Origin of the sequence: Streptomyces sp. MB09-01 (genome assembly GCF_033794505.1) — a bacterium.
Taxonomy (GTDB): Bacteria; Actinomycetota; Actinomycetes; order Streptomycetales; family Streptomycetaceae; genus Streptomyces.
The window spans coordinates 66717-83270 of record NZ_JARAYQ010000004.1; the positions used below are offsets into that span (position 1 = coordinate 66717).

The window sequence follows — 16554 nt, forward strand, 5'->3', positions numbered from 1 at the left end:
GATGCCGGGAAAATCCGTTGCCACGGCGCGGGCGCACGCCGACGATGGCATCTCGTGAGCACCTCCCGACTGACCGCCGTACTGCCCGATCTCGCACCGTGGCGGTCCAGCCGCGACTTCCGGCTGCTGTTCTACCAGGGGACGGTGACGTACTTCGGCTCGTTCATGGCGATGATCGCGCTGCCGCTCCAGATCAAACACCTGACGGACTCGCCTCTGGCGGTCGGCGCGACGGGCGCGGTGGAGCTGGTTCCGCTGGTGCTCTTCGGGCTGTACGGGGGCGCCCTCGCCGACGCGGTCGACCGGCGGCGGATGATCCTCCTGACCGAGGCGGGGCTCGGGGTGCTGGCCCTGGTGCTGCTGGTGAACTCACTGCTGCCGGATCCGCTGCTGTGGCCGCTGTACGTGGTCGCGGCCGGCGTGTCGGCCCTGGCCGGGCTCCAGCGGCCGGCCCTGGACTCGCTGATGGCGCGGATCGTGCCGCACGACCAGCTGACCGCGGCCGCCGCCCTCAACGGGCTGCGCTACCAGTTCGGCGCGATCGCCGGACCCGCGGTGGCCGGTCTGGTCGTCGCCTGCGCCGGGTACGCCTCGGCCTACTCCGTCACCGTCGTGGGCTTCCTCGTCTCCGTGCTGCTGTGCCTGCGGCTCAGCCCGGCGCCGCCCGTGCGGGGCGCCGCGCGTCCCTCGCTGCGCGGGATCGCCGAGGGCGCGCGGTACGCGTGGAACCGGCCCGTGCTGCTGGGGACGTACGCCGTCGACCTGGCGGCGATGCTCTTCGCCTTCCCGAACGCGATCTTCCCCTTCCTCGCGGACGAGCTGGACGCGGTGTGGGCGCTGGGCCTGATGTACGCGGCGGGGGCCGTGGGCTCCCTGGTGCTGGGGCTGACCAGCGGCTGGGTGTCCCGGACCCGCCGGCACGGGCAGCTGGTGGTGGCCGGGGCGACGGTCTGGGGGCTGGCGATCGCGGGGGCCGGCGCGTCCGGCGGGATCTGGACCGTGCTGCTGTGCCTCGCGGTGGCGGGCGCCGGCGACATGCTGAGCGGGCTGGGGCGCACCACGATCTGGAACCAGACGATCCCCGAGGAGCTGCGGGGCCGGCTCGCGGGCATCGAGGTGCTCTCGTACAGCGTGGGCCCGCAGCTGGGCCAGGTCCGGGCGGGCACGATGGCCGGATGGACCGGCACCCGCTCGGCCTTCTGGAGCGGCGGCCTGGCCTGCGTGGCATCGGTGGCGGTGCTGGCGGCGCTGCTGCCGAAGCTGATCTCCTACGACGCCGACACCGACGAGGACGCGCTGCGCCGCCGGGCGGCCCGGGATGCGGAGGCGGAGCCGAGCGGCGCGGCGGCCTGACGCCCGCCCGTGCTCAGTTCTCCTTCTCGGCGAGGATCCGGTCGGCCGCGTAGTGCGGGCAGTTGGTGGCGTGCCAGGTCACCGAGAGCGAACAGGGTCCGGTCCGCAGGGTCCGCACCGCGCCGTCGGCGGCGGTGGCCTTGCAGAAGGGACACACGACGGTCTCCGGGCGCAGTAGATCGAACATGCCGTGTCCTTCCCGCAGCTTTCTCACACCGGACCAGTCCAGAACTATCAAATCCGGCGGCATTCGGCCCCAGTACCCACAAGTACGGATGGTTTTTTGGATGCCGTGGCCGGGCCGGAAGAGCGGTGGGACGGCCCCGGGGAGGCGTCCTCGGGCGCCGGCCGCGCCGGCGAGAACCCGGGCTGCGCACCGGAGTTCGGGGTCGGTCCACGAGTAGGTGGCCGGGCTCGCCGTCACGTCGGGAAGACGCACGACGTCGTACGGGTTGCGCACGGCCACGGCGATGACGGGAACGCCGGTCGCGGTGCGACGGCCGACCAGGGCGTCCCGACGGATCGCTCCGCACCGCCCGGAATCCGGTGGAGCGGACCGCCGGCGTGGCCGTTTCGGCGGGAGTAAGCGCCTACGGGGCGCATGTCGCCGACACCCTCCGCTGACGCCGGGCAGGAGGTTACTCGCGAGGAAACACCGCCTTTGGCTAGGGTGAGCGCCCTCGGTCGATCCCCCCTTCGGATCTCAAGATCAAATGGGGATCTGCTGCATCGATCGAAGGACGTTCCCCCACCCGGGACATGAATACGCACCACAGAGCGGAGCGGTTGTCGGCAACACCGACCGGCGTCGGCTCGGTACGTCCGGCCTGCCCTCGTCCTGTCACCCAGGGCTGGAGGGCGGCGGTCCTCTCATTCACCTACCTCGCGAAGGCAAGGCAGAGATGGCACGAATGCCCCGCCAGTCCCCCCGTCGACCGCACCCGCACGCGCACGCGCACCCGGTCGACGAGCTGCTCCCGATCCCCCGGCTCGCCCTCTACGGATTCCAGCACGTCCTCGCGTTCTACGCGGCGGCGGTCATCGTTCCGGTCCTGCTCGGGAACGCGCTGGGCCTCTCCCGCCAGGAGCTCGTCCACCTCATCAACGCGGACCTCCTGACCTGCGGTGTGGCCTCGATCATCCAGGCCCTCGGCGTCTGGAAGGTCGGTGCCCGGCTGCCCCTGGTCCAGGGCGTCACCTTCACCGCGGTCTCGCCGATGATCGCCATAGGCACCGGGGCGGGCGGCGGGACCACCGGTCTCCTCGTCGTCTACGGGGCGGTGATCACGGCGGGCATGGCGACCTTCCTCTTCGCGCCGCTCTTCAGCAAGCTCGCGAAGTACTTCCCGCCGGTCGTCATCGGCACGATCCTCACGATCATCGGCATCACGCTGATCCCGGTGGCCCTGCAGGACGCCGCCGGCGGTGCCCACCTCATCGGCACCCCCGCGTACGGGGATCCGAAGAACCTCGCCTACGCCCTGGGAACCCTGCTCTTCATCCTGACCGTGGTCAGGATCGGCAAGCCGTTCCTGAGCAGCCTGGCCGTCCTGCTCGGCCTCGTCGCGGGCACGGCGGTCGCCTGGCTCCTCGGCGACGCCGATTTCGCGGTGGTGGGGCAGACCGACTGGTTCGGGGTCACCACACCCTTCCACTACGGCATGCCGCGGTTCGAGCTGCTCCCGATCGTCGCCATGCTCGTCGTCATGCTGATCACCATGGTGGAGACCACCGGGGACGTCTACGCGATCGGCGAGATCACCCGCAGGAAGGTCGACGCCGACACGGTCGCCCGGGCGCTGCGCGCCGACGGCGCCGCGACGGTGCTCGGCGGCGTCCTCAACTCGTTCCCGTACGTGGCGTTCGCCGAGAACATCGGGCTCGTGCGCATGTCCAAGGTCATGAGCCGGTACGTGGTCGTCGCGGCCGGCCTGTTCATGGTCGTCCTGGGGCTGCTGCCGAAGGCGGGCAGCCTCGTCGCCTCGATCCCGCACCCGGTGCTGGGCGGGGCGGCGATCTCCATGTTCGGCATCGTCGCCGCGGTCGGCGTGCAGATCCTGGGGAAGGCCGATCTGCGCGAGGAGCGCAACACGCTGATCCTGGCGGTCAGTCTCGGCGCCGCCCTGCTGCCGGCCACGGTCGCCCCGTTCTTCGACCGGATGCCGGACGGCCTCCGGGCGGTCCTCGACAGCGGGATCACGCTGGGCGCCCTCACGGCCATCACGCTGAACCTGCTCTTCAACGTCTTCACGGGCCGCACCACGACGGAGATCGACTGGGACGGCATCGGGGAAGAGGGCTCGGCGCAGCCGCGGTTCGGGGCCCACCCTTCCCGCTGACGCGGGTACCGCGGGTACCGCGGGGCCGGGAGGGCGGGTGCCCTTCCCGGCCCGGCGTCGCCCCGTCAGCGCCCGCCCAGCGGGAACGGCGACGCCTCGCCCTCCTCGCCGATCAACTCCCAGAAGTGGTCGACGAGTCGGCGCAGGTAGGCGGCGCGCTCCGCCGCGATCTCCTTGAGCCGGGCGTCGTCGTTGCGCGCGACCAGATGGCCCATGTACCGCTCCGAGAACCGCGAGAACTCCTGGTGCATCGTGCGCAGCGCGTCCCCCACGCTGGTCGCGTCCACCACGACGATCTCCGCCACCGGTTCCACGTACGTCTTCCACCGCCCGGCGACGGCCGACCTCAGGAGCTCCGCCAGCTCGTCCACCCGGCCCATGATCCCGATGAGCTTGCGCAAGGACAGGCCCAGGGCTTCCACGAGCGCCCGGGTCTGCCAGGCGTCCCCGCGCCAGTGCTGCGCCGCTTCGGCCTCGCGGTATTCGGTGGGGTCCATGCCTATGCGGTACGCGAGCCGCTCCACGGTGAGCCGGCGGGCCAGCCTGTGTTCGGCGAGGGTGCGCGGTTCGATGCCCATCAGCGTCGTCGCCTCGCACCACAGGACGTCGGCCAGGGCGAAGAGTTGACGGTCGGTGGGGACCTCGGAGCCCTGCTCCCAGGCCAGCACCAGCTGGGGGTGGACGGGCGTGCCGCAGGTCGCCATGAAGTGGGCCACCTGGGTCGGGGACAGGCCCATGCAGGCTCGTGCGGACCTGGCCTCGGCCGGGGAGAACGGAGTGCTGTGCACGGACGCGACACCTCGCAGCATCCTCGACGCGAGGCGTGCGAGGGGAGGACGGATCGATGGATGAACACAAAGCGCGGGCACAGTAACAGATGTTCAGCTGATGTTCAGCGGGGTGCAACCGTCCATTTCCCTATGATTCAAAGGCTATCCAGTCCCTCCAGGTTCGAAGTTCGCGAGCATCTGCTCCAGCGCGGCTTGGTCCGGCCCCGTGAACGGATCGAGGCCGGGCAGTGCGGCAAGGGTGTCGATGAACTGCGCGGTCCGGCCCACCGCGGGCGGCAGGTGCGTGCACAGGATGGTCTGGGGATCCATCGCCCGCAGCGGCTCCACGGTGGACAGGAACCGGTCCGGATCCACCACGTGGACCCAGGGGCTGTCCACGCTCGCCCAGAGCCGCTGGGAGGCCCTCAGGTCCTCGGCCGGCAGCGCCCCGGCATCGGTGCTCAACGCGACGTCGGCGGAGGGCATCGGACCGCCGAAGCAGTCGGAGCTGAAACAGGTCCGCGAACGGTCCTCGTAGAAGCCGACGGTGGCCGGGTTGTCGAACAGCGGCGGCCGGAACGCGTGCAGCGTCCGGTCGCCCACGTCCAGGGTCTGGCCCGGGTTGAGGAAGTACAGCCGGTCCAGGGGCAGCGGCCGCTCGGTGGCCATGATGCCGGCGGCCAGGAACGTGGTGACCACCCGCGCCCGGGGAGCGGCTTCGAGCAGGGCGAAGAGGCCGCCCGTGTGGTCGCGGTCGGGGTGGGTCAGCCAGATCCACCGCACGTCGGCGGGGTCTAGCACCGAACCGAGGGTGTCGAGGAAGTCCCGGTCGGGCAGTCCGAGGCCGGTGTCGACGACCACCGGCTGCTCCGAGTGCAGGACGAAGGCGTTCACGGGGAGGAAGCCGATGCCCGGAACCTCCAGGCAGTCCGCGAGAACGGTGATGTCGGGTCCCAGCTTGTGCGTGCTCATGGCGCTCTCCACCCCCCCTGCGCGGTTCGGGCTCTCCCTCCATCGTGGCGCCGCCTGGTTCCGACCGCGCGCGGGAGGCGGCGGCCGTACGGAGGCGGCTGCCGCGGCGCCGTCCTCAGTTCCCGCAGTCCGTGTCCCGGGCCGGACGCCTGCCGGTGGTGAGGAACTGTGTGACGGCCCGGTTGCCGCACGCGTTGCCGTTGCCGAGGTAGAGCCCGTGGCCGCCCTGCTCGACGGTGACCAGGCGGGCCCGGTCGCCCAGCGCCTCACGCATCTTCAGCCCTCCGAAGAGCGGGGTCGCCGGGTCCCGGCGGCTCTGGAGCATGAGGATGTTGGACGGCCCGTCGTCGGTGATCCGGGTCGGCTGCTGCGCCGGGGCGTCCTTCCAGAAGGAGCAGGGCAGCACGTTCACCGGCATGCCGGCCGTGAGCGGGTGGCGGGCGCGGTCGGCGTCGACCGCGCGCTGGTACGAGGCCGTCGGCGCGTCTGGCCACGCCACGTCGTTGCAGATGACGGCGACCATGAGCGCGGCGTCCGGGTCCGGGATGGGCTGGGCGAGCTCGCGCGGGAGCACGGGCTGCTTCGCCGGGTCCGCGGCCTCCTTGACGAGCCGGGCGAAGGGGGCGAAGGCGGAGTCGCTGTAGAGCGCGTTCTGGAGGGCCTGGCGCAGGCCGTTGCCGGTCAGCGGCACGCCCGGGGTGGTCGATTCCCTCGGCGCGCGGTCCAGCGCGGCCGCGAGCGAGACGACGAGCGGCTCGACCTCCTCCGGCCGTCCGGCGAGTCGCAGGCCGTCCGCGTCCCGGTCGGGGTGGGCCGCCCAGGCCGCGAGATCGGGGAAGCGGTCCGCGGCGCCCTGCGACATGTTCGCCAGCCAGCCGCGGGCGACCCGCTTCGGGTCGGGGTCGCCGCTGCTGTCGAGGACCCAGCGGTCGGTGCGCTGCGGGTACTTCTGCGCGTACACGGCCCCCACGTAGGTCCCGTACGAGGTGCCCCAGGCGGAGAGCTTGCGCTCGCCGAGCGCCTCGCGGAAGCGGTCCATGTCGCGCACCTGGTTGGCGGTGGTGAAGCTGCGCAGCTCGGGGCCGCCGCCCAGGGCGCAGGCCTCGGCGATGCGCCGGGAGCGGGCGACGTTCTCGGTGATCTCCCCGTTCGGGCCCGGCCAGGACCGCAGGCTGGTGAGGTAGCGGTCCTCGGGGGCGAGGCCACAGGTCGCGGTGGTGCTGGCGCCCACACCGCGCGGATCGAAGGCCACGAGGTCGTACGCGCCGCCGAGTTCGCGGCGGAGGGCGTCGCCCTTCTGCTTCAGGCGCTGGATGCCGGAGCCGCCCGGACCGCCGGGGAGCACGAGGAGCGTGCCGCGCCGGGCCTCGGGGCGGTCGCTGCGGATGCGGGAGACGGCGACGGTGAGCTGCCGGCCGTCGGGGTCGGCGTAGTCGAGCGGGACGGGCAGCTCGGCGCACTCCTGGCCGGCGGGCGCGTCCGGACCGGCGCAGGCGTGCCAACCGAGCTGCGGGGCGGCCGCCGGTGCGGCGGCGGCGGTCGGGGTGGTCAGACCGGTGGCCACGGAGGCGGCGGCGAGGGTGAGGAGCAGGGCCTGCTTCGGGTAAGTCGTCATGGCGCAAGCCTTGTTGATCTCGCGCCGGGGCACCATCCAGCAGGCCGGTCGGCTCCCGGTGGGGCCAACCCCCGTGCCGCCCGGCCGGGTTGCCGGATCAGGGCAGCGGGACTCCGCGGGCCGTGATCCAGAGCTCGTACCATTCCTCGTGCGTGAGGTCGGGCTCCCGTACGGCCGCGTCGCGGCAGGCGCGGATCCGGTCGGGGCGGGCGGTGCCGATGACGGGCGCGATGCCCGCGGGGTGCCGGATCAGCCACCACAGCAGGACCGCCTCGGGCGTCGTGTCCTTGCGCCGGGCCAGCTCGGCCAGCAGGTCCGCGGTGGCCCGCTCGGCCGGCGTCTGCTGGCGGCCGGTGAAGCGGCCCTGCGCCAGCGCACCCCACGCCTGGAGGCGGATGCCGTGGTCGCGGCAGTGTTCCAGCGTGCCGAACGGGAAGCCGTTGGCCGCGGAACCGGGCGTGTTGAGCAGCACTCCGGCCTCGACCCAGTCACGGCTGTGCAGGCTCATCTCCAGCTGGTTGGCCACCAGCGGGACGTCGAGGCGTGCCTGGAGGTGGGCGATCTGCGCGGCGCCCATGTTGGACACGCCGAAGCGCCGTACGAGACCCTGCCGGTGCAGGGACGTGAGCGCCGACGCGACGGAGTCCACGTCCGCCAGCGGATCGGGACGGTGCAGCAGGAGGACGTCGATCACGTCGGTGCGCAGCCGGGTCAGGCTCTCCTCCACCCGCCGCACGATGCTCTCCCCGCGGAGGTCGTAGATGCCCGGGCGGTCCGCGCCGCCGAGCCGGATCCCGCACTTGGTCTGGAGCGTGATGCGCTCGCGCAGCCCCGGCGTGCGGGCGAGCACCTCGCCGAAGACGGCCTCGGCCTTCCCGTGCCTGTAGATGTCCGCGTGGTCGAAGGTGGTGATCCCGCTCTCCAGGGCGGCATCGATGGCCGCCTCGGCGGTGTCGATGTCGCCGGGCCCGTACGCACCGGGCTCCCAGCTCCCGCCGAGACCCATGCACCCGTACAGCACCCGCGCCTCGCCGCTCATGCCCACAGTCTCGTTCGTCACCAGGCCACCCTAGGGGGTGTCCGACGTGGGCTTCGCGTCGCCCGATCGGCCGTACACTCGGGCCATGGGTCGCAAGGGTTCGACGGGGCACTGCCTGCAGCAGGCCGCCTCCGGACTGCGCCCGGCCGCCGTCGCCCCCGCCGCCGCGTCTGACGTCGAGGCGCCCGAGACCCGTCGGGTCGCCCTGCACGGCCACGGCTAGCGCTCCTCCTCCCGGCGCGCCGCTGCTCCACGCATGGTCAGGGCTCTCCTGCCGGACCGAGCCATCTCGTCGTCCCGCGCTCGTCGGACGACGGCCCGCCCCGCTCCACGTCACCACAGCAGCTTCCCGGCACGCCGCCGGCGCTGCCGCCTGGCTACGGCCGCACGCCCGGGCCGAGCCCCCTCGAAGGGATCATTGTGAAGCTGAGCGAGTTGCTGGCCGGGCAGGAGCACCATGTCCTGCGGGGTGACCCGGAGACGACGTCGATCACCGCGGGAACGACGTTCGACGCGGATCGGGTGATGCCCGGTTCGCTGTTCATCGCCGTGCCCGGGCACCGGGAGGGCGGACCGGACTCCGTGTCGCCCGCACTCGCCCGCGGAGCGGCCGCGGTTCTCGTCGACGGCAGGGAGCCGGCCCTTCCGGCGTCGGTGTGGCCGTCGGGCGCCTGCGCCGTGCGGGTGCCCGACACCCGGACGGCGGCCGCGGTCGTGACCTCGCGGTACTTCGGCGAGCCCGGGCGGCAGATGGACATGGTGGCGATCACCGGTACCAACGGCAAGACGTCCGTGTCGTACATGGTCGAGTCCGCCCTGCGGATCTCCGAGGGCGCGAAGGTGGGGGTCATCGGGACCGCCGGCAGCCGCATCGGCGACGAGCTGATCCCGATGCCGCGTTCGGTGCTGACCACTCCGGAGTCGCCGGACCTGCAGTACCTGCTGGGGTGCATGCGCGACCGCGGCGCCGGCAGCGTGGTGCTGGAGGCCACCTCGATGGCCCTGCTGACGCACCGGGTGGACCGGACCTTCATCGATGTCGGCGTCTTCACCAATCTGACGCAGGACCATCTGGACGATCACGGCACGATGGCGAACTACCGGGACGCCAAACTCCGGCTGTTCCAGGGCCTGTGCCGGCACGCCGTGGTCAATGCCGACGATCCCGTGGGCGCAGGGATCCGGTCGATGATGCCCGGGGCGGTGACCACCTGCGCGATCGACGCCCCGGCGGACTACCGGGCCACCGGCCTCGCCGTGAGTGCGTCCGGCACGCGGTTCACCCTCCACCACGGCGGGCGCGCGTATCCGGCGTCGATCCCCGTTCCGGGGAAGTTCTCGGTGGCCAACGCACTCGCCACCGTGGCCGCCTGCCACGTGCTGGGCCACGACCTGGGCGCCCTGGTCGACGCACTCGACCGGATGCCTCCCGTACCGGGCCGGTTCGAACGCTTCCGGACCCCGCTCGGCACCTCCGTGATCGTGGACTACGCCCACTCGCCGGACTCCCTGGACAAGGTCCTGACCACCATCCGCGGCTTCGCGCGCGGCCGGGTCGTCACCGTCTTCGGCTGCGGCGGGGACCGCGACACCACCAAGCGGGCCGACATGGGGAGGATCGCCGGAACCCACTCCGACCTCTGTGTCCTCACCTCGGACAAACCCCGCAACGAAGACCCCGAGGCCATCCTGGACCAGGTCGCCCCGGGCCTCGTGGCGACCGGCACCCCGTTCGAGCGCTTCGCCGACCGCCGCCGGGCGATCGGGTTCGCCCTGTCGGCCGCGGGTCCCGAGGACATCGTCCTGATCGCCGGGAAGGGCAGCGAGCCCTACCAGATCGTGGGCGAGGCGCTGATCCCCTTCAGCGACATGTCCACGGTGCGCGAACTCTCCGCGGCCCGGGTCCCCGGCCGGGCCGCGCCCGTACTCCCGGCGTAGGCCGTCGAGGCGCGGCGGCCGGCCCCCGCGGCAGCCCGGAGCGCGTGCCGCAGCCGTTCACCCCCGGGCCGATGCACGGTCTGACCGGCGGATACCCAATGATGTCCGCATGGAGAGACACAAGGAGACCGGGCGGTGGCCGTCCGGCCGCCGGTTCGGCCGCGCGGCGGCGACCCTGAGCCTGCTGACCTCGGTGGTGGCGTGCACGTCCGCGCAGACCCCGGCTTCGGTCGCGGGCGCCGGGAGCGGGGACGAGGTCGCCGTCGCGACCTGGAACATGTGCGGGGTGCGGCAGTGGAGCTGCGAGGAGACCGGCAGCCCGAAGGACAAGTTGCAGCAGCTGCGCGACCTGGTCGGCGACTCCGGCGTACGCGTCCTGCTCCTGCAGGAGGTGTGCTCGGAGGACCTGCTGTCCTCGGCCGGGCGCCTGGGCCCGGAGTGGCACTCCGTCTTCGAACCGTACGCCGACGTGGATGCGGCGGGCCGGCGCGCCAGCGTCGCGTGCACCGGGCAGGGGCGCGGCCAGGCCGGCTACGGTCTGCTGGCCGCCTCCCGGCTCACCGATGTGGAGGTGGTTCCGACCGAGCAGCCGAGGGTGGGACTGCACCGCGGGATCCTGTGCGCGCGGGTCCCGGCCCAGGGGCTGCGGGTGTGCAACGCTCACCTGTCGCTGCGGGAGAGCGACGACGAGCACCCCGACTGGGACTTCCGCGACGACCAGCTGAGCTCGCTGGTCGCCACCGCGTCGACCGACGCCCGTACGGTCTTCGGCGGCGACTTCAACGCTCCGCCGCCGGTGGGCAACCGGAACACCTCCGCCTGGATCTGGCCGTCGGAGACCTACGACACGTACCGGGAGTGCGATCAGAAGGGCGACTCCCGGAAGGGCAAGGCCACCCACAAGGACGGCACGAAGATTGACTACCTCTTCACGGAGCTGCCCCGCACCTCCTGCGAGGTCGTGGACACCAAGGCCTCCGACCACCGGCCGCTGGTGATGCGGGTGCGCCGTCCCGCCGACGCTCCGTCGGCCACTCCTTCCGCCCCCTCCGCCGACCCCGGCTTCAGTAGCGCGAGTTGAAGTAGTTTCCCTGCTGGGTGGGCACGGTGTAGCCGTTCACCGTGGTGAAGGGGACGGCCGTCCACGGGGAGGCGTTGCCGACGGCGTCGACCGCGATGGCCTCGACGAAGTGGTCGCCCTCGTTCCAGGCCCAGCCCGATTCCCAGACCCAGCTGCCGTCGGACCGCACGTCGCAGGTGCCGAGGGTCACGCCGCCCTCCTGGAAGTCCACGCGCACGGCGCCGGGCGCGTAGCCCGCGAATCCGACGGCGGGGCCCTGCACCTGCTGGTGGGCGGCCGGGGCCGTCACCGAGAGCGCGAGGGGCTGGGCCGGCCTCGGCGGCGGCGGGGGCGCCGGTACGTAGTCGGGCAGGGGCTCGGACGCGTGCTCCACAGCGGTGAAGACCACTTCGGTGCGCTCGGTCTGGTAGTTGTTCGCGTCCGCGCCGAAAAGCCTGACGACGTGCCTGCCCTTGGGCCACGGGCTGGTGCGCTCCCAGACCCACGTGCTGTCGGCGGCGACGGGCGCGGCGCCCTGGTACTTGCCGTCCTGCCAGAAGCTGACCCGTACGGCGCCCTGGGCGGTGCCGGTGAAGCGGACGGTGTTGGCGGGCACCCGCTCCTCCGGCGCCGGCGACAGCACCACCGGCTTGGGGAAGGAGTCACCCTTCACCTGCGAGGTCTGCGTCAGGTACGCGTCGATCGCCGAGGTGTCGCGCTCCGGCTGCTCGAAACCGTTGCGCACCATGCCGAACCGTGGGGTGATCCCGTCGACGAGGAGGTTCAGCAGCCCCATGATGGTCGGGAGGTTGCGCAGCGTGACCTTCCCGTGGTCGGTGATGAGGGAAGAGTCGTTGTAGACGAAGTTGAAGTTCTCGCGCCCTTGGAACAGCCCTATGAACGGTTCCACCTGCCGCTTGTACTGCTCGTCCTGGGGGGACGTGATCATGTAGATGTTGGCCGAGTGGTTGGCGCCGCTCCGCACCAGGTCCGGGAGGATCGAGTCGAGGGTGCGCACGTTCTGCTCCGTCACCTCGCCCATCATCATCCGGGCCGCCCCGGGGATGCCCTCCTTGACGTACGTCCCGATCAGGAACTGGGGCACGCTGGCCACGATGTTCCTGAAGCCGTACTTCAAGCCGAAGAACAGGGCCGCGCTGCCGCCCTTGGAGCTGCCGAACATGGTCACTTCGTCCGGCGAGAGGGACAGCGCGTTCATGACCCGCGAGATGAGCCCGGCGACGGACTGCTCCAGGGAGAAGTCCATCCCCTTGCACAGGTAGTAGCTGTTCGCACCGTCGAAGAGGTCGCGGACCCACAGGATGTTCGACCGGACCTTGTCGAGCACTCCGTTCGACCAGCCGTACTCACCGGGCGCGGTGAAGTTCGCGAAGACCACGACCAGATGGCGGTTGCCGTTCCTCGCGTGGGAGAAGCGGTACTCGATGGGCACCGCCCCGGAGGTGTCCACGCCGGTGAAGACGCGACGCGCGTTCTGGGCTGCCTTAGACATGCTCGGAATCCATTCTTCTCACCGGCTGGCGCGGCACCTGGCCGAGGGTGCCTCCGTTCCAGGGACCTGGCTGGCCCGACTGGCCCGGCTGGCCCGGTACCCGGCCGCCCGCCGCGCCGACGGCCGGCGCCTGGGCCCGCGCGGGGTCGAGGTCGCCCCCGGCGATCAGGATGCGGTCGGTCAGCCTGGCCGAGGCGTAGCCGTCGTCCAGATCGCAGAACTCCTGCTGGAACCAGCGGTAGCGGGCGGCGTAGCCGTGCTGGATGCTGTCGATGTTGCGGATCGCCCCGATCAGTTCGGGGGAGCTGAACAGCAGCGGACCCGGCGCGGACTGCTCGAAGTCGAAGTAGAAGCCGCGCAGGGTGTCCCGGTAGTGGTCCAGGTCGTACGTGAAGAAGAGGATCGGCCGCCCGGTGTTGACGAAGTCGAACATCAGGGAGGAGTAGTCCGTGATCATCACGTCGGCGATGAGGGAGAGGTCCGCCATGTCCGGGTAGTCGGACACGTCGTAGACGAAGCCGTCGCCGGCACCGGGCACCGGGTCCACCACGTTGGGGTGGCGCCGCACGAGCAGGACGTGGTCGTGGCTCAGCTGCGCCTTGGCGTCGTCGAGGTCGATGCGGAAGTCGAGCTTGTACTTGCCGGGTGCGTAGAACTGGTCGTCGCGCCAGGTCGGCGCGTACATGATGACCTTCTTGCCCGGCGGGAGGCCGATGCGGCGGCGCACTTCCGCCGCCCGTCGGCCGGAGTCCGCCCGGCGCAGGACGTCGTTGCGCGGATAGCCGCTCTCGACCATCTCGCCCGGGAACTGGAAGGCCCGCTTGAGGATCGGGGTGCTGAAGCTGTTCGGGGACACGAGCATGTCCCAGTTCTGCACCTCCTTCTCCACGCGTTCCAGGTAGCGCTTGTCCGCGAAGTGCACGGCCTCGATGTCGTGCCCGATGCGCTTGAGCGGGGTGCCGTGCCAGGTCTGCACGACGACCTGGCCGTCGCGCTTCTCGAACCAGTCGGGAAGGTGGTTGTTGGCGACGATGTAGCGGGCCCGGCCCATGGCCTCGTACCAGTCGGGGGACCACATGCGGACGGGGCGCGCGGTGGGCGGAACGGCGACCTGGTCGTCGCGCACCACCCACAGGTGCTCGAGGTCCACGCCGCGCCGGACCATCTCCTCGTGGAGCGCGCGGGGGCTGTCCGAGTACTGGGTCCCCTTGAAGGCGTCGAACAGCACGGCGCGGGTCAGCGGCTTGCGGCGGGCCTCCGGATAGGTCTTGGTGCGCATCAGCTTCTGCCGGTACGGGCCGCGGGCCTCTTCCGGCATGGCCGAGTGGACCAGGAGCGAGAGCCGGTCGTAGGCCTCCGCCTGGACCTCGTAGCGCCGCTCGTTGCTGGTCATCTCGCTGGGGAAGGCGGGGATCAGCTCCTGTGTCATCTTGACCATGAGGTCGTTGGAGCGGTCCTCCGCGCTGACGGCGGAAGGGTCCTGACGGCGCAGGAAGAAGTCCCAGCGACCGGCGGCCAGCGGGACCTCGCCGGCCAGGGTCCGCATCGCCGCGGGCGTGACGACGAAGCGGAACTCCTCGCCGTACCAGGTGATCGGGACCACGCGTTCCGCGCCGTGGGCCCGGGAGCGCACGACGATGTGCGCCGCCGCGTACTCGGAGGCGTCGAGCGTGTCCTGCCCGGCGTAACCGACCACGACCTCCAGCGAGCCGTCCTCGCGCCACGTGGCGGACTTGGCCAGCGGCAGGGTGTCCCGCTCGAACAGCACGACGTAGCCGGAGCCGTTGCGGTGCACGAAGACCTCCCGGTCGCCGCGCTCGGTCTGCAGTCCGGCCGGGATCCGGTAGTGGCCGTCGGTGGCGTCCTCCGCCATGACGGGGTAGATGGCAGCCTTGCGTCCCTCGACGTGCAGGGTGGTCTTCCAGCCGTTCGCGCCGGTGTTCCAGGACTCAGGGACCCCGTCGGAGGAGTTGGTGCGGTGACCGGGGACGAGCGCCTTGGTCGGGATGCGGGTCACGAAGGTGAACCACCCCTCGCCGCCCGGCTGGAAGTGGACCCACGCGTCGTGCCGGCCGGCGCCGCCCATGCTGGTGACCCGGAACTTGCCCCACTCGGGGAGCTTGGGGCCGAGGTAGACGCCCCGGAGCTCGAGGTGGTCGCCGACGATCCGGTGCCGGGTGATGCGGCAACGCACCCTCTCCACGCGGAGCTTGAGCTTGCCCTGGATGAAGAGCGGTACGACGCGGGTGTTCTTCTCCACGTACTGGTAGGGCGGGTTGGCCGCACTGCCCGCGCCGCCCCGGGCTATGCCCTTGTAGCGGAACAGCCCGCGGCTGAGGACGCCGGCCGCCACGTCCCAGGTCCCTTCCGTCCACTCGCCCTTGCGCTTGAGGCGGGAGACGTCGAAGCGGACCTGGAATCCGGACCAGTCGTAGCAGTAGCGGCTCTGCTGGGAGTACTCGGTGGCCTGCGGGTAGTAGGTCGTCTTCGCCTTGGCGACGACCACCCTGCCCTGCTTCTTGTTCCGCAGGGCGATCGCCTTCATCGACATGTGCCGCTTGTGCACGTTGATGAAGCGCACGTACGCGGACCCCTCGAGGGTCAGGTGCTCGGAGTCGTCCCAGCGCGCGCCGGTCAGCGACCCGTGCAGCGAGAGTTCCTTGTCCAGCCGGTAGGCGCTCTTGTCTATCCCGACCGAACGGTCGCCGAGGTAGGGGTAGTTGAGGTAGCGGTGGAAGCGCCGCTGAACGGGCAGGGGACCGCCCTTGCGCTCGAACTCGACGACGTCGAGCAGCTCTTTGAGCCGGCCCTCGCGCACCAGGAGCCACTTGACTCGGGCGTCGGCGGGCAGTTCGTGGATGATGTCGGCGTCGGCCTCGTCCAGGAACTCGTTGGCCCACCGCATGAAGGCGTCGCGGTACTCCTCGTCGGCGTCCGGGAGCACCTTCAGGTGCAGCATCAAGTCCGACTTCAGACAGGCGAGATCGTACTTGCGCTTGTGGTCGGAGTAGGAGCGCGCACGGTGCCCGGCGAGGAAGCGGCTGACCGACTGCACCGCGGCGACGCGGTCCCGGAGGTTGCTGAACTCGGTGTGTCGCTGGGTGATGGAGGGCGCGGCGCCGCCCTCGCGCCGGCGCCAGAAGTAGACGATGTCCGTGAGGATGTCGACCTTGGCGGCCCGGAAGTGGGCGAACATGTTGACCCAGGAGTCCTCGTACATCACGCCCTCGGGGAACGCGATGTAGTGGTAGTCCCAGAAGGACCGCCGGAACACCTTGTTCCACACCGTGCGGTCGTAGATGAGGTCCGGCAGCTTGGTGATGTGCGTGCCGCGCTTGCTGCTCCGCATGGGCGCCTTGTGCAGCGGGGACTGCCACCTCTTGGTGGAGTTCATCATCTGCACGTTGCCCGAGACGAAGTCGGAGCCGGAGGCTTCGAGGGTCCGCACGAGCAACTCGTAGGCGTACTCGGGGATCACGTCGTCGCCGTCGACGAACGCGAGGAAATCCGCTTGGGGATGGGCTGCGCGGATGCCGACGTTCCTGGCGTGGCCCGGTCCCATCGGCTCCTGCCGCAGCAGCCGGAACCGCGGGTCGCGGCGGGCGAAGTCGGCGGCGATGGCGGTCGAGGAGTCGGTCGAGCCGTCGTCGACCATGATCACTTCAAGGTCGCGGAACGTCTGCCTGGCTATCGACTCGAGACACTCCTCGAGATAGATCTCGACGTCCTGAAAGGGCACGACGACGCTCAGGCGGGGCATACCTGCCACTCAGAAAACTCCTTGGTAGACACACTTCTCACAGCGCACCGGGAATCGCCGCGACGCGCCGCCAGACCCGCCCCTGAATCTGGTCACCCACCGCTCCCCGCACACTCGACCCTCTTCTCCTTATACACTTCCCCAAGCCAACAAACCAGCCAAAAACTCGTTTTGCGATCTTCTGTTGGAAAAAAA

At 71.0% G+C, this 16554-nt stretch carries 12 protein-coding genes; 5 read left to right on the plus strand and 7 right to left on the minus strand.

Annotated elements, in window-relative coordinates:
- The first annotated feature begins 54 nt into the window (after positions 1-54).
- Positions 55-1353: an MFS transporter gene (locus tag PV721_RS01880; protein ID WP_319720979.1), complete on the plus strand. Its 1299-nt coding sequence runs from the start codon at positions 55-57 to the stop codon at positions 1351-1353.
- 13 nt (positions 1354-1366) lie between these two features.
- On the opposite strand, the gene PV721_RS01885 is transcribed toward PV721_RS01880, so the two are convergent.
- On the minus strand, positions 1367-1540 hold the full coding sequence (locus PV721_RS01885; protein WP_319720980.1) for a hypothetical protein: 174 nt from the start codon (positions 1538-1540) through the stop codon (positions 1367-1369).
- A gap of 715 nt (positions 1541-2255) precedes the next feature.
- On the opposite strand from PV721_RS01885, the gene PV721_RS01895 reads away from it, so the two are divergent.
- Positions 2256-3692 carry a nucleobase:cation symporter-2 family protein gene (locus tag PV721_RS01895; RefSeq protein WP_319720981.1) on the plus strand — a complete coding sequence of 479 codons (1437 nt, stop codon included), beginning with the start codon at positions 2256-2258 and terminating at the stop codon, positions 3690-3692.
- A 65-nt stretch (positions 3693-3757) separates the two neighbouring features.
- Here the strand turns inward: PV721_RS01895 and PV721_RS01900 are convergent, their stop codons facing one another.
- From PV721_RS01900 to PV721_RS01915, 4 genes are all read right to left on the minus strand, one after another.
- A complete protein-coding gene (locus PV721_RS01900; protein WP_319720982.1) occupies positions 3758-4480 on the minus strand; it encodes a transcriptional regulator in 723 nt (240 codons plus the stop codon).
- Positions 4481-4624: 144 nt separating this feature from the next.
- Positions 4625-5434 carry an MBL fold metallo-hydrolase gene (locus tag PV721_RS01905; protein WP_319720983.1) on the minus strand — a complete coding sequence of 270 codons (810 nt, stop codon included), beginning with the start codon at positions 5432-5434 and terminating at the stop codon, positions 4625-4627.
- A gap of 115 nt (positions 5435-5549) precedes the next feature.
- Complete coding sequence (locus PV721_RS01910) at positions 5550-7049, minus strand: alpha/beta hydrolase (RefSeq protein WP_319720984.1); 1500 nt, start codon at positions 7047-7049, stop codon at positions 5550-5552.
- Between the two features lie 97 nt (positions 7050-7146).
- Positions 7147-8109 (minus strand): aldo/keto reductase, encoded by a 963-nt coding sequence (locus tag PV721_RS01915; RefSeq protein ID WP_319720985.1) that lies wholly within the window; start codon positions 8107-8109, stop codon positions 7147-7149.
- Between the two features lie 64 nt (positions 8110-8173).
- On the opposite strand from PV721_RS01915, the gene PV721_RS01920 reads away from it, so the two are divergent.
- The 3 genes from PV721_RS01920 (at position 8174) to PV721_RS01930 (ending at position 11107) form a co-directional block, all read left to right on the plus strand.
- Positions 8174-8311, plus strand: coding sequence for a hypothetical protein (locus PV721_RS01920; protein ID WP_319720986.1), 138 nt, complete (start codon positions 8174-8176; stop codon positions 8309-8311).
- 197 nt (positions 8312-8508) lie between these two features.
- Positions 8509-10026, plus strand: coding sequence for a UDP-N-acetylmuramoyl-L-alanyl-D-glutamate--2,6-diaminopimelate ligase (locus PV721_RS01925; protein ID WP_319720987.1), 1518 nt, complete (start codon positions 8509-8511; stop codon positions 10024-10026).
- Positions 10027-10135: 109 nt separating this feature from the next.
- Positions 10136-11107, plus strand: coding sequence for an endonuclease/exonuclease/phosphatase family protein (locus tag PV721_RS01930; RefSeq protein ID WP_319720988.1), 972 nt, complete (start codon positions 10136-10138; stop codon positions 11105-11107).
- On the opposite strand, the gene PV721_RS01935 is transcribed toward PV721_RS01930, so the two are convergent.
- Both PV721_RS01935 and PV721_RS01940 read right to left on the minus strand, forming a co-directional pair.
- Positions 11091-12599: a hypothetical protein gene (locus tag PV721_RS01935; protein ID WP_319720989.1), complete on the minus strand. Its 1509-nt coding sequence runs from the start codon at positions 12597-12599 to the stop codon at positions 11091-11093. The genes PV721_RS01930 and PV721_RS01935 overlap by 17 nt on opposite strands.
- The gene (locus PV721_RS01940) at positions 12592-16359 is read right to left on the minus strand and encodes a bifunctional glycosyltransferase family 2 protein/CDP-glycerol:glycerophosphate glycerophosphotransferase (RefSeq protein WP_319720993.1); all 3768 of its coding nucleotides are present in this window, start codon (positions 16357-16359) and stop codon (positions 12592-12594) included. The genes PV721_RS01935 and PV721_RS01940 overlap by 8 nt, the downstream gene beginning before the upstream one ends.
- Between the last annotated feature and the right edge of the window lie 195 nt (positions 16360-16554).